Source organism: Sulfitobacter pacificus (assembly GCF_030159975.1).
In the GTDB taxonomy this organism is placed as follows: Bacteria; Pseudomonadota; Alphaproteobacteria; order Rhodobacterales; family Rhodobacteraceae; genus Sulfitobacter; species Sulfitobacter pacificus.
In genome coordinates this window covers 235129-247781 of record NZ_BSNL01000001.1, presented here as the reverse complement: position 1 = coordinate 247781, position 12653 = coordinate 235129, and the positions used below count along the sequence as shown (strand labels likewise).

14 protein-coding genes and 1 tRNA gene are annotated in these 12653 nt (G+C 55.6%); 3 read left to right on the top strand and 12 right to left on the bottom strand.

Annotated elements, in window-relative coordinates:
* Entirely contained in the window at positions 1-183 is a 183-nt protein-coding gene (locus QQL78_RS01395) for a hypothetical protein (protein WP_284369815.1), read from the bottom strand.
* A gap of 177 nt (positions 184-360) precedes the next feature.
* Complete coding sequence (locus QQL78_RS01390; RefSeq protein WP_284369813.1) at positions 361-864, bottom strand: alkylphosphonate utilization protein; 504 nt, start codon at positions 862-864, stop codon at positions 361-363.
* A gap of 270 nt (positions 865-1134) precedes the next feature.
* Here QQL78_RS01390 and QQL78_RS01385 point away from each other — a divergent pair, with 270 nt between their 5' ends.
* On the top strand, positions 1135-2415 hold the full coding sequence (locus tag QQL78_RS01385; protein WP_284369811.1) for a DUF4214 domain-containing protein: 1281 nt from the start codon (positions 1135-1137) through the stop codon (positions 2413-2415).
* 84 nt (positions 2416-2499) lie between these two features.
* Here the strand turns inward: QQL78_RS01385 and QQL78_RS01380 are convergent, their stop codons facing one another.
* Complete coding sequence (locus QQL78_RS01380) at positions 2500-3594, bottom strand: hypothetical protein (RefSeq protein ID WP_284369809.1); 1095 nt, start codon at positions 3592-3594, stop codon at positions 2500-2502.
* Positions 3595-3694: 100 nt separating this feature from the next.
* Positions 3695-5494 (bottom strand): translation elongation factor 4, encoded by a 1800-nt coding sequence (gene lepA / locus QQL78_RS01375; RefSeq protein ID WP_284375399.1) that lies wholly within the window; start codon positions 5492-5494, stop codon positions 3695-3697.
* 301 nt (positions 5495-5795) lie between these two features.
* On the opposite strand from lepA, the gene QQL78_RS01370 reads away from it, so the two are divergent.
* Positions 5796-6155, top strand: a complete 360-nt coding sequence (locus QQL78_RS01370) for a hypothetical protein (RefSeq protein WP_284369807.1) — start codon at positions 5796-5798, stop codon at positions 6153-6155.
* 59 nt (positions 6156-6214) lie between these two features.
* Here QQL78_RS01370 and QQL78_RS01365 read toward each other — a convergent pair whose 3' ends face one another.
* From QQL78_RS01365 to QQL78_RS01340, 6 genes are all read right to left on the bottom strand, one after another.
* Entirely contained in the window at positions 6215-6676 is a 462-nt protein-coding gene (locus tag QQL78_RS01365; protein WP_284369805.1) for an arsenate-mycothiol transferase ArsC, read from the bottom strand.
* Positions 6677-7156, bottom strand: coding sequence for a UPF0262 family protein (locus tag QQL78_RS01360; protein ID WP_284369804.1), 480 nt, complete (start codon positions 7154-7156; stop codon positions 6677-6679).
* Between the two features lie 106 nt (positions 7157-7262).
* Entirely contained in the window at positions 7263-8564 is a 1302-nt protein-coding gene (hisD, locus tag QQL78_RS01355; protein WP_284369803.1) for a histidinol dehydrogenase, read from the bottom strand.
* A gap of 118 nt (positions 8565-8682) precedes the next feature.
* Positions 8683-9153 (bottom strand): DUF2948 family protein, encoded by a 471-nt coding sequence (locus tag QQL78_RS01350; protein WP_284369802.1) that lies wholly within the window; start codon positions 9151-9153, stop codon positions 8683-8685.
* Positions 9150-10421: a UDP-N-acetylglucosamine 1-carboxyvinyltransferase gene (gene murA / locus QQL78_RS01345; protein ID WP_284369801.1), complete on the bottom strand. Its 1272-nt coding sequence runs from the start codon at positions 10419-10421 to the stop codon at positions 9150-9152. Before murA ends, QQL78_RS01350 begins: the two co-directional genes overlap by 4 nt.
* Position 10422: 1 nt before the next feature.
* Positions 10423-10587 carry a hypothetical protein gene (locus QQL78_RS01340; RefSeq protein WP_284369799.1) on the bottom strand — a complete coding sequence of 55 codons (165 nt, stop codon included), beginning with the start codon at positions 10585-10587 and terminating at the stop codon, positions 10423-10425.
* Positions 10588-10673: 86 nt separating this feature from the next.
* Here QQL78_RS01340 and QQL78_RS01335 point away from each other — a divergent pair.
* Positions 10674-10748 (top strand) — tRNA-Thr (locus QQL78_RS01335).
* On the opposite strand, the gene QQL78_RS01330 is transcribed toward QQL78_RS01335, so the two are convergent.
* Both QQL78_RS01330 and QQL78_RS01325 read right to left on the bottom strand, forming a co-directional pair.
* A complete protein-coding gene (locus tag QQL78_RS01330; protein WP_284369798.1) occupies positions 10727-12301 on the bottom strand; it encodes a recombinase family protein in 1575 nt (524 codons plus the stop codon). The genes QQL78_RS01335 and QQL78_RS01330 overlap by 22 nt on opposite strands.
* A complete protein-coding gene (locus QQL78_RS01325; RefSeq protein WP_284369797.1) occupies positions 12288-12620 on the bottom strand; it encodes a hypothetical protein in 333 nt (110 codons plus the stop codon). Before QQL78_RS01325 ends, QQL78_RS01330 begins: the two co-directional genes overlap by 14 nt.
* Positions 12621-12653: the final 33 nt, after the last annotated feature.

The window sequence follows — 12653 nt, the reverse complement described above, 5'->3', positions numbered from 1 at the left end:
TCACGACCCGGTCAATTTGCGCGCCACCAGATAGGCAACTGGCATGGCCAGCACCGCACCTGCAGCAGCGGCGGCAAGGATTGGGGTCAGGGAAACATACCCTGCGGTCAGGACGGCAATCACCCCGGCCCCGGCCAAAGCAGTTGCAATGATGGAATAGAGCATTGAGGCAAGGCGAAACATCCGGTGTCCTCTCAAATAGGTTCACATTGCCAGAGGACTAGCATGCACCCGGGCGCATTGTGTTGATTTGGGTCAATCCGCGCAAACCCCTGATCGCCCAGAAACAGAACTGGTTTCGACACGCCTCCCACAGCCCCTACAGGACAAGCCGAGCGACCTGAAAAACCCTGCCCGCACCTAGCCGCGCTTTTTCACAAACTCTGTCAGGATGACAATGCGCTGGCCCTCAACGCGCCCTTCGATATGCGCGGGGTTGTCGGCAACCAGCGAGATCCGATGCACCGCGGTGCCGCGTTTGGCGGTGAATCCGGCTCCTTTGACATTCAGATCCTTGATCAGAACCACGGTATCCCCGGCCGCAAGCGCCACGCCGTTGCTGTCCTTATGCGCCGTTTCCTGTGGGGCGCTGTCCACCCAGAGCTGTGTTTCTTCGTCAAGATAAAGCTGCTCGGAAAGGTCACGCGCCCAATCGACATCAAGACGCTTGAGCGTACGGGCCGCGAGGACTTGCAGAGCTCTATCCTCTGTCCACATGGTTGAGGCTATGGCGCGGAAATGCGCCGGCGCTGTTTCGGGATCTGCGCAGGCCGCACAGATGTGCACAGTGGCTTCCGCCGCCCCCCCGGGAACCGGTGTTTCGATCAGCGGGGTGTCGGCGGTGGTGCAAAGCGGGCAATTCATGTGACGGGTTTAGGAGCAGTGCCTCCTCTGCGCAATCAATTGTTGCAGCGCCGGGTCTTTGGCTGGCAAGTGATTGTCCCCGCAGGCTTCCACAAAAGAAACGGCCCCAATATGCAATCACGCACCGGATATGCGCGGACACCAGCCACCTTCGCGCTCAACAATTGTGCAACATTCGAAATTTGATATACTTTGTAAAGTTTTGGCCGCATTCCCACCTTTTTTGAAACATATTCAGGTGTTGTAAGGCCCAAAAGATAGGATTGCCTGATGCCCACGTACAACCTTACTGAAAACGACGACAATTTCACCGGCAGCAATGAGGCGGATATCATCCGCGGGCTGGGCGGGAATGACATGATCGATGCACTATTCGGCAACGATCTGGTCCGGGGTGGTAACGGCAATGATACCATCTATGGCCGCGACCAAGAGGACACGATTTATGGGGATGCCGGCGATGATTCCCTGATCGGTGGGCTCGGCGATGACACCTTGTTTGGCGGAGAGGGGAATGACCTGTTGGCTGGCAGCCAGGGGGATGACGAGATCCACGCTGGCAATGGGGATGACCTTGTCTTCCTTGGTGTTTTCGAAGGCTCCGACCGGATCTTCATGGACGCGGGCAATGATGTATTGGACGGGGCAGCCGCCGATTCAACCTTTTACGCCGAAGGGGGCAGCGGCGATGATGAAATGCGCAGTGGCCATGCCAACGACACGCTGGACGGCGGCACGGGCGATGACTGGGTCATGCTGAGCAGCTCCATGGAGAGCTACACGCTGACACTACAGGCCGGTGATCTGTCGCTCACGGACCGCAGCGCTGGTGGGACCGCCACCGATACCCTGCGCAGCATCGAAAACCTGGAGTTTGCAACCGGCGGCGACGACACCCCAAACGAGGTGTTTGCCCTTGGGACCTATGGCGGCATGGCAACCTTAAGTGCGGCCCAGATCGAGAGCTTTGTTGAATTCTACATCGCCTATTTCAACCGCGCCCCCGATGCGGTGGGGTTAAACTTCTGGGGCACGGCATTCGCCAATGGCACCACGTTGGAAGAGATGGCAAGCCTGTTCATTGACCAGCCAGAGACCCGCGCGGCCTACCCCGCCTCTATGAGCAATTCCGATTTTGCCACAACGGTTTACAACAATGTGCTGGGCCGGGTTGCGGATCAGGAAGGTTTTGATTTCTGGGTCGGTGTCCTTGATGACGGATCGGTCGGGCGCGACCAGTTCATCCGCGAAATCCTCGCCGGTGTGCGCGCCGACCCGCCACAGGGCGCATCGCCTGCATTCATCGCACAGCAACAAGCGGATGAGGATTATCTGGAAGCCAAGGTCGATATCGGTGCCTATTTTGCCATCCACAAGGGCATATCAGATGTTGGTGAGGCCTCTGCCGCGATGGCGCTGTTTGACGGCAGCGCCGCCAGCCTGAACCGCGCTGTGGATGCGATTGATGATTATCATCAGGACGCATTGAGCGCGGACGGTGGGTTCTTGCTGCCACTGATTGGTGTGCTGGACGATCCGTTTTCGGGGTAGGATCGGGTTTGTGGGGGAAGGTGCGAACAAAGGTTTACTGGGCGTGTTGCGATAGTCGTCGGGAATGGTAGGTTGCTACAACCCTTAAGCGCCTCCAATCCCTTCAAATTTATGAGAGAACCTGTGTATCAAATCTGCACAACCTTCGGCTCGTAACTGCGGGCTGCCTCGTTGTATCTTCCCTTGGTGAGGTGTTTGCCGCATCATACAAGTACTCTTCAGCTTTCCAGCAATGAACTCGCTTCTTTCCTCCGAGACGCCGTATGTCGTACCCAGCAGGCTTGGGATCTCAAATGGGCCCTCGTCAAAAAGAAACTCATCATTGACACTAATGAACCCATAACCAAGAAATACAGCGTTCTCAGCATTCGTAAAAGCCCTACTAATCTTTACCCTTACATCTGATTCCATCCCTTCTGTGAAAGTACGAATATTTCGGGATGCCGATATTAAAAATTGACGATCTTTATGTCTCCCAAAAGTACCATGTTCCCCGTCAATAGGGTTCAAGTCACCTAACGAGCCATAAGGATGAATAATATTCAGTGCATCTGACAGTTTCTCAACATCAAAGGCTTCAACGGGATAAATAAGCGATGCCGCGCCAAAAAGGTATCGTTCAATACAACGGTCATAGTTGAAGCAAACAAAGTCTATTGATGAGATGGCCTCACAGAAAGTGTCGAAATCGCGCCCTGCGGAAAGGGCCTTGGTCAGTAAGCCTATCCACGTGTTGTGTGGCTCAATATCCACCCCACTATGTCGGCGCCCATGAAATCCAGCTCCCTTACCACTATATGCAAGCGAGCTTTCGAATTCAGCCTCTAGAATACATGCTGCGATGGCAAGCTTTCCAATTGCAACGGTTTCAGTGTCGGTACGATGAGCATCCAAATAGTTATCTATTGAAGCGGCGTGCTCCACACCATTTGAAATATGGTTAGCTTTCTTGGCGAGCCTAACCGTGTCATTTACTGTATAGTGGCTTTGCATGGCGACGTCCGGCAAAATATCATGAAAAAACAGATTGCTAGAGAAGGGCCGTATGCCACCACTGCTGACGTCCATCTTCGTAATTTTTCGTATTTCACTTTGAAGGGTAGTCCCGACGGGTAATCCAAACTCGTGACTTGCACCAGCGCCCACTACAATTACAGTACGTAAAGGCTTGTCACCCATCCATCTAAATCCTGTACTCGGCGCTCCAACAAAGGTACGTGGGCCAAGCACTTGGCTATGCCAACCCCCTTCGCCCACCCGCAATCAAACGGGCCATCTTTTACCCATCCATTTTCAGTGCGCTGATGAAAGCTTCCTGCGGAATATCCACTTTACCGAACTGGCGCATCTTCTTCTTACCGGCCTTCTGCTTCTCCAGCAGTTTCTTCTTACGCGTGGCGTCGCCACCGTAACATTTGGCCGTCACGTCTTTGCGCATTGCGGACAGGGTCTCGCGGGCGATCACCTTGCCGCCAATCGCCGCCTGAATTGGAATTTTGAACATGTGGCGGGGGATCAGGTCTTTCAGCTTTTCCACCATCGCCCTGCCCCGCGCCTCGGCACGGTCGCGGTGTACCATGGTTGACAGCGCATCCACGGGTTCATCGTTCACAAGGATCGACATTTTGACCAGAGAATCCGTGCGATACCCAATCATGACATAGTCAAAGGAGGCATAGCCCTTGGTCACCGATTTCAGCCGGTCGTAGAAATCAAACACCACTTCGTTCAGCGGCAGGTCATAGACAACCATGGCGCGGGAACCGGCATAGGTCAAGTCTTCCTGAATGCCACGGCGGTCCTGACAGAGTTTCAGCACATCGCCGAGGTATTCATCCGGCACCAGAATCGTCGCCTTGATGCGCGGCTCTTCGATGTGATCCACAAAGGTCAGGTCGGGCATGTCAGCGGGGTTGTGCAGCTGATCCACCGAACCGTCCTTCATGTGGATGTCATAGATAACCGAAGGTGCGGTGGTGATCAGGTCGATGTTATATTCGCGTTCGATCCGGTCGCGGATCACTTCAAGGTGCAACAGGCCAAGGAAACCACAGCGGAAGCCAAAGCCCAGCGCGGCGGATGTTTCCATCTCGAAACTGAATGACGCATCGTTCAACGCCAGCTTTTCAATACTGTCGCGCAGGTCTTCGAACTCGGCGGCATCAACGGGGAACAATCCACAGAAAACAACTGGTTGCGCGGGTTTGAAACCCGGCAGCGCCTCGGTGGTTCCCTTTTTCTCATGGGTGATCGTGTCCCCCACACGGGTGTCACGGACCTGTTTGATCGACGCGGTGAGAAAGCCCAGCTCGCCCGGTCCCAATTCGTCAATCTCTGTCATCGCGGGGCGGAACACGCCAATGCGGTCCACGTGATGGGTAGAGTTGTTAGAGAGCATGCGGATCCGTTCGCCCTTTTTCAACACACCATCCATGATGCGCACCAGAACGATCACACCGAGATAACTGTCATACCATGAATCCACCAGCATCGCCTTCAGCGGCGCATCACGGGTGCCCTTGGGCGGCGGCAGATGTTCAACAATGGCTTCCAGCGTTTCGGCGATGCCGATGCCGGTCTTGGCGGAAACACGGATGGCGCCCGATGCGTCAATGCCGATCACATCTTCGATCTGTTCGGCAACGCGGTCACAATCTGCCGCCGGCAGATCAATCTTGTTCAACACCGGCACGATTTCATGGTCTGCATCAATGGCATGGTACACATTGGCCAGAGTTTGCGCTTCGACGCCCTGCGTGGAATCGACAACCAGCAACGACCCTTCGACCGCACGCATGGAGCGGGACACCTCATAGGCAAAATCCACATGGCCGGGGGTGTCGATCAGATTGAGGACATACTCCTCACCGTTGTTCGCCGTGTAGTTGATCCGAACGGTCTGCGCCTTGATCGTGATGCCGCGCTCGCGCTCGATGTCCATGCTGTCAAGCATCTGCTCTTTCATATCGCGATCCGCCACGGTGTGCGTGGACTGGATCAAGCGATCAGCCAGAGTGGATTTACCGTGGTCAATATGCGCCACGATGGAGAAATTGCGGATGTGTGAAAGCGGTGTCATAACGTTGATATGTAGGGGTTTGACGGGGCGGTCAAGGTGGATTGAAAGCGGCCAGAGCGTGGTTGGTTTGACCATGGATGATTTTGGGCTGTCTGACGCTTTGAAACGAGGCGATCGCGGCGTTTTCGGCGCTGACCGCAGGTGAGGATCCGGGGATCACGGAGGCCCCGTGGAACCACATGCAATATCCCTCCCCCATTTCGTGATTTGCCCCCTTGCTCCAAATCCGTCATACTTCGTCAAAGGCAAAACAGGACCATCAAGGGGCAAACCCCATCGGTTCAGGGCAAAGGCAAAATTTATGGTACGTATCAGTGTGGCGCTTGTAGCGCTTTTGGCGTTGGTGGCTTGTGGCGGCGGTCGCTCCGCGGGCCAACGGGGATATGCCCCGGCTGTGCAATTCGCCAGCGGACCGATCCAAAAGGCCTGTCAGGCGCAGGGGCGCAAAGCGGCGTCGCGGGCCAGATGTGGCTGTGTTCAGGCGGTGGCGAACCGAGAATTATCCGCCTCGGATCAGCGGCGGGGAGTGAAGTATTTCAAAAACCCGCATGCCTTGCAGCAGGTCCGGCAGAATCAGGATAACAATGCCAGCAACAGACGGTTCTGGGCGGCGTGGAAGGCCTATGGCCAGCGCGCGGCGCAGGTATGTTCAGGTGTTTAGGTCATATTTTCGGAAACAGCCAAGCCGAAAATATCTAAATATTCCGATAGTTTGGCCGGTTACGGCATCTTGATCGGAGGGCCGAAACGGGCAATCAACCGCTCTGCGATCTGATCACGGGCAGCGCGGAATTGTACCAGTTTCGCCTCTCGGGTCTCCCCAAGACCGGTGGGGTCAAGGATCGGCCAATATTCAACCTCAAGATGGAAATACCGCGTCAGTTCCAGCGCACGGCGTTGGCTGGCCGGTGACAATGCGATCACCAGATCAAAGGAGGACAGGTCGTCGCCCCATTGCTCCATTTCGTCAAAACTGCGCGAACGGTGGCGTGATAGCTCTACCTCCAGTTCGGCGCAAACGGCGATGGAAAACCCGTCGATTTCCAGATCGTTCTTCACGCCGACGGACTGCACATAGGTATCGGTGCCGTAGTACTTCTTCATGATCCCCTCTGCCATCGGGGAGCGTACCGCGTTGTGGTCGCAGCAGAATAATACGGACTGGGGGAGTGTTTCTTTCACTCAGCCTCCGAAATGCAGAACACAGATCAGGGTAAAGAGACGGCGCGCTGTGTCGCTGTCGATTTCCGCCTTGCCTTCAAGGCGTTCCTGCAACACGCGGCTGCCCTCGTTGTGAATGCCACGCCGCGCCATGTCGATGGTTTCGATCTGGCTGGGTGGCAGCTTTTTCACCGCGTCAAAGTAGGATTCGCAAATCTGGAAGTAATCCTTGACCACTTGCCGGAACGGCCCCAGCGAAAGGTGAAACTCCGCCGCCTTTTCCTCGGATTCGGTTTCCACATCAAACACCAGCCGCTTGTCGCGGATCGAAAGGCCAAGGTGATACGGCCCCTGGGCCACGGGACGTTCACCCCGTGCGGGCAGGACAAAGGTATTGTCTTCAAGCAGGTCAAAGACAGCAACCTTGCGTTCCTGCTCGATCTCCGGTGTGGGCGGGGGCAAGTTGGCATCATCAAGGTTGATCTGAACGAGACGGGACATGCGCGGGCGCATCCTTTTATAGGCAGGGTTACGCCATGGATACGCCAGCAATTCGCAAGTGGCAATGTCACCCGATCCTTGGTGGTGAATAGCCCGGTTGGGGAGGTCAGCGGTTCAGCTTGTCCAGACGGGCGGTGACGCTCAGACCATGAGCTTCAAGGCTTTCAGATGTGGCAAGCCGTTCGGCGGCGGGGCCGATGGCGCGCAGGGCATCCGGCGTCATCCGGGCCAGCGTTGTACGCTTCATAAAATCAAGCACCGAAAGCCCTGAAGAGAATCGCGCAGAGCGGGCGGTGGGCAAGACGTGATTGGGCCCGCCGATGTAATCGCCAATGGCTTCGGGGGTCCATTGCCCCAGAAATATCGCGCCCGCATGGGTGATCTGCGCGCTTAAGGTGTCGGGATCTGCCACACAAAGCTCAAGGTGTTCCGGCGCAATGCGGTTGGACAGCTTGGCCGCCGTAGCCAGGTCAGGCACGGTGATGATCGCCCCGAAGTCGCGCCAGCTGGCACCGGCAATGGCGCGGCGCTCAAGGGTTTCAAGCCGCTTCTCGACAGCCTGCGCAACAGCTTGGCCAAAGGCCGCATCGGTGCTGATCAGGAGCGATTGCGCACTTTCGTCATGTTCGGCCTGCGACAGCAGATCAAGCGCAATCCAGTCGGGATCATTGTCGCCATCCGCAATCACAAGGATTTCAGACGGACCAGCAATCATATCGATGCCGACCTTGCCAAAAACCCGGCGTTTGGCAGCCGCGACAAAGGCATTGCCGGGACCGGTGATTTTATCAACCGGGGCGATGGTATTGGTACCATAGGCCAGTGCCGCCACGGCCTGCGCCCCGCCAATGCGGTAGATTTCATCAACGCCAGCGATATGCGCCGCCATCAGCACCAAGGGGTTCAGCACTCCATCCGGGGTGGGCACAACCATCGCCAACCGGTTTACCCCTGCCACCTTGGCGGGAATGGCGTTCATCAAGACAGAGCTGGGATAGCTGGCAAGACCACCGGGCACATATAGACCAGCAGCAGATACCGCCGTCCAGCGCCAACCAAGTGTGGCCCCCGCCGCATCGGTCCATTCAGCATCTTCGGGAAGCTGTCGTTCATGATAGGCGCGGATACGGCTGGCCGCGAGATCCAGCGCCGTCTTGTCATCATCGCTGACCTGCTGCATCGCTTGCGCAATCTCATCAGGGGTGATGCGCAGGGTTTCCGGTGTCAGCGTGATGCGGTCAAATCTGGCGGTAAGGTCGATCACCGCTGCGTCACCACGGGCGCGGACATCCGCAATGATGTCAGCCACCACGGCATCCACATCCGGGCTGTCTTCGCGTTTGGCGTTCAGCAGGGTTTGAAAGGCGGCTTCGAATTCGGGTGCCGAGGCATTCAGGAAAACGGGCATTTTGAAATCGCTCCAGAAGAGTTTTGATCTGTCCGCCATTCCATCGGGGAACACCGCGATTTACGGGTAAAGCGGCAGCAGTATTTAGGGCCAAAAAGAGGGGGCTGTCGGAAAAAAATTATTCGGGATGCTCCGGCCGTTTTCTGGAAGGCGCGACATAAGGGCGTGTGACATCCTTAAGCGTTACTTCAATCGTCTCCACGCTGAGGCGGATGGCACCATCCCCAGCAAGGGTCAGCGTCAGATGGCCAGAAGGGGCGTCGGTTTCGTCAAAATCCAGCGAAAGCAGCGACAGGATGGTATCCGCGTCGCCTTTTGGCACGTCCTGACTGGCAACACCCTGCACCGTCTTGAACATCAGCACTGACTGAACACGTTCGGGGGCATGACGGTCTTGCCCGTTATCCTCCCAACGCATGCGGTTCAGCAGAAGGGCAAAGCGCCCCGCCCTGCGTTCCCAGCGCATTTCCGAGGCCGGAAATACGGCGTCCTGCACCAATGACGAAATAACCTTAAGGTCATCCACATCCATCGCGCCAAGATTTAGCGGCGCTTCTGCACCATCCTCAAAACGGGCGTCCTGGGTCATGTTTCCTTGATCCGTTCAATATCGGCACCAACACCGCGGAGTTTGGCAACCACATGTTCATACCCCCGGTCAAGGTGATAGACGCGTGCAACCTTGGTTTCCCCTTCGGCGGCAAGACCGGCAAGGATCAGGGAAACCGATGCACGCAGGTCGGTGGCCATGACAGGCGCGCCTTTCAATTTGCTTACCCCTTTGACCGTTGCAGTACCGCCGTGCACTTCAATATCCGCCCCCATGCGCTCAAGCTCAGGCGCATGCATGAACCGGTTTTCAAAGATCTTCTCTTCCAGCACAGAAGTCCCTTCAGCGGTACACAACAGCGCCATCATCTGGGCTTGCAGGTCGGTTGGAAAGCCGGGGAAGGGCTCGGTTGTGACATCAACCGCACGGATACGGCCGTTTTTACGCGCCACCGTCAGCCCGGTCGCGGTTTCAGTCACGGAAATCCCCGCCGCATCAAGTTTTTCGCAGAAGGCCGACAGCAGGTCGATGCGCCCATCCAGCAGTTCAACCTCACCACCGCAAATTGCCGGGGCCAGCATATAGGTTCCAAGTTCAATTCGGTCGGTCACCACCTTGTGCGTTGCCCCATGCAGGCTATCGACACCCTGAATGGTGATCGATGGGGTGCCGTCGCCGTCGATCTGTGCGCCCATGGCGCGCAGGCAATCAGCCAGATCGACGATTTCAGGTTCTCGCGCGGCGTTGTTGATCACCGTGGTGCCTTTGGCCAAAGTCGCGGCCATCATGATATTTTCGGTCGCCCCGACAGAGGCAAAGGGGAAGTCGATGACCGCCCCTTTCAACCGCCCGCCCTGCGCCTTCGCGTGCAGATATCCATCGCGCAACTCGATATCCGCGCCCATCTGCGTCAGCCCATCGGTGTGAATATCCATTGGCCGCGCCCCGATGGCACAACCGCCGGGCAGCGAGACCTCCGCATGGCCCTCACGCGCCAGCAGCGGCCCCAGCACAAGGTTGGAAGCCCGCATTTTACGCACGATGTCATAATCGGCATGGGTGTTGATCGGCCCCTGACTGGACATCGCCAACACTTTGCCGTCTTGCAGCGCGGAAACTTCGGTGCCCAAGGAGCCCAGCAATTGCGTCATGGTGCGAATGTCACTCAGACGGGGCGCATTGGTCAGCGTCAGCGGTTCTTCGCTCAGCAACGTGGCCGGCATCAAGGTGAGGCAGGCGTTTTTCGCCCCCGCGATCGGTATTGCGCCCTGCAGCTCTTTGCCGCCTCTGACCAGAATCGAATCCATGCTACTCGCTTTCCTCGGTTGCCCCTTTGGGGTCTATGTTTTCCGCGGCCCTGCCACGTGCCTGTGCCTTACGCCGCCCCATATTCGCCTTGAGCGCGGCTTTAAGCCGTTCTTCGCGCGCCTGCGCTTTGGTTTTAGATGTCGGGGGCGTCTTGCCTTGTGTCATGGGGCCTGTCTAACGCAGCGTTGCGCAAGGGTCCAGATTTCGGTTGCAGTGTTTTTGGTTTGCGGCTAATCAGCGCCCACATCAGCGCTGTAGTAGCTCAGTGGTAGAGCGCGTCATTGGTAATGACGAGGTCGGGAGTTCAATCCTCCCCTACAGCACCATTTGTTTTTTCACCCCCTGAAAACATACCTAACACCTTGAATGGTAACGATATTTGGGGAGTTCTATGCCCCTCAATTCGATGGTACGCAAACCCTTCTGTAAACGCCAATCTGAGCAGTGTTCTGCGCAATATGACATCCTCACTTTCCCATAGTTTCCAAGGGTTTGAGAGGAACTTGAGGGAGAGTTCTATTATTTCCTCAAACCTACCCGCTGGCGGGACTTGATTCACAAGATTTTCACTCAATCGCGCCTTGGTTTTTTCGAGTGTACCGATCTTTTCTTCATACGCACTCACAACTCCGTCGTTGGTCGCGTTCATGATACGACCCAACAACGTCTCAATTTGTTTTTCGACGTCAGTGATTTGGCGTTTAACTGACAAAGTCATATCTTTGGCCTGCCCTAAACGAGCAGCCCATGCGTCCTTAATCATCAACTTAGCCAACGCAAACAGCTTAGGGCTGGGTTTCAATGTTTTGACGACCTCGTCAAACGCACTTTCCAGACGATCACGGGGGATCGACTTGCCGTAACTGTCGCAACTCTTCGTATGACACGCATAGTATGGATAGCTCTTGTATTTGCCTTTGGACCAAGAGGACCGCAACGGTGCACTACAATCACCGCAGGTCGCAAATCCACGCAGCGCGAAATCTTCGCCAATGTCTGCGCGTGCTGGCGCATAAGCAGACCCAAGTCGACGCGTTTGAATCTTTTCGTAAGTTTCCATTGAGATAATCGGCGCGTGCTGGCCTTTCAGCCATTTCAGCCCGTAGACCTCGCTACAGATATAACCCGCATAAAGCGGCTGTATCAGCATATCAACAACGCGCTTTGGCCTAACCTTGCCATCCTTGTTGTAGGGAAATTCTGGACGGGTCTCTAAAAATCTATTCACCTCAGACTGAGTTTGAAACCTCCCCATCGCGTAACCTTCCAAAGCCTCCCGCACGATGCTGGCATGTGGTTCATCAATCATCAGTAGCTTACCATGGCCTTTCACGGTCTTGTAGCGATACCCTACAGGCGCGTTATGCACCCAATAGCCTGACTGCATGCGGGCTTTCATTTTCTGCGCCACTTGCCGTCCGTTTTGCTTGCGTTCCAACGCACCTTGAGCGGCCATAATGGTCTCGATAAACTCACCCTCTGGCGTTTCATCAAATTTGAAGTTCAGACATTCAATCGTGGCACCGCGAGCGCGGAAGGCCTCACGTAAATCTAGGTGAAACCGCGTATCCCGAGCAAAGCGCTTGAGATCATCAAAGATCACGACAAAATCTGTATCGGGTTGCGCATCGAGAAAGGATAGCAATGCCACCATGCCGGGGCGTTTCATGAAGTCCCCCCCGCCCGTAATCGTATCAGGAAACACGGCCATGACCTCATGGCCGTTAGCAGTGGCAAACTCACGGCAACGCGTTTCTTGGCTTTGTAGCCCATTGCCATCTGCTTCTTGCGCCCGTGACGAGACGCGGCAATAGATCAATGCCTGTCTTGGTGGTTGTGCAACCATGGCGTCTGCTTGTGTGGATTTACTCTGGTACATGAGGACTCCTTTCGCCCTGCCCGTCTTGTTGTGGGGTTGGCGCTTGTTCAAATCTTGATGTGCTATTCTTCGAGGATATCACATCACCAGCAGGCAATTCAGCCAAAGAAATGTCTTTTCCACAAACTTGCTGGAGGGGATGAACACCAAAGCCAAGATCGACAAAGTTAACCATGATGGACCACAACGCTTCGATCAACTCACGCTTGTCATCTCCCGATATATCCTCATCCTCAAAGAATGGCAGATAGGCATCCCAATCAATACTCAGGCTTGGTGGTGCCGTCTCAGGGTTAAAGTTTGGAGGTACATCAGTCATTGTCTTTTCTTTCCGCCTCTTGGCATTTTATGT

Coding starts and splice junctions, on each gene's coding strand:
- QQL78_RS01395 (WP_284369815.1), bottom strand. CDS start 183: ATGTTTCGCCTTGCCTCAATGCTCTATTCCATCATTGCAACTGCTTTG.
- QQL78_RS01390 (WP_284369813.1), bottom strand. CDS start 864: ATGAATTGCCCGCTTTGCACCACCGCCGACACCCCGCTGATCGAAACA.
- QQL78_RS01385 (WP_284369811.1), top strand. CDS start 1,135: ATGCCCACGTACAACCTTACTGAAAACGACGACAATTTCACCGGCAGC.
- QQL78_RS01380 (WP_284369809.1), bottom strand. CDS start 3,594: ATGGGTGACAAGCCTTTACGTACTGTAATTGTAGTGGGCGCTGGTGCA.
- lepA (WP_284375399.1), bottom strand. CDS start 5,494: ATGACACCGCTTTCACACATCCGCAATTTCTCCATCGTGGCGCATATT.
- QQL78_RS01370 (WP_284369807.1), top strand. CDS start 5,796: ATGGTACGTATCAGTGTGGCGCTTGTAGCGCTTTTGGCGTTGGTGGCT.
- QQL78_RS01360 (WP_284369804.1), bottom strand. CDS start 7,156: ATGTCCCGTCTCGTTCAGATCAACCTTGATGATGCCAACTTGCCCCCG.
- hisD (WP_284369803.1), bottom strand. CDS start 8,564: ATGCCCGTTTTCCTGAATGCCTCGGCACCCGAATTCGAAGCCGCCTTT.
- QQL78_RS01350 (WP_284369802.1), bottom strand. CDS start 9,153: ATGACCCAGGACGCCCGTTTTGAGGATGGTGCAGAAGCGCCGCTAAAT.
- murA (WP_284369801.1), bottom strand. CDS start 10,421: ATGGATTCGATTCTGGTCAGAGGCGGCAAAGAGCTGCAGGGCGCAATA.
- QQL78_RS01340 (WP_284369799.1), bottom strand. CDS start 10,587: ATGACACAAGGCAAGACGCCCCCGACATCTAAAACCAAAGCGCAGGCG.
- QQL78_RS01330 (WP_284369798.1), bottom strand. CDS start 12,301: ATGTACCAGAGTAAATCCACACAAGCAGACGCCATGGTTGCACAACCA.
- QQL78_RS01325 (WP_284369797.1), bottom strand. CDS start 12,620: ATGACTGATGTACCTCCAAACTTTAACCCTGAGACGGCACCACCAAGC.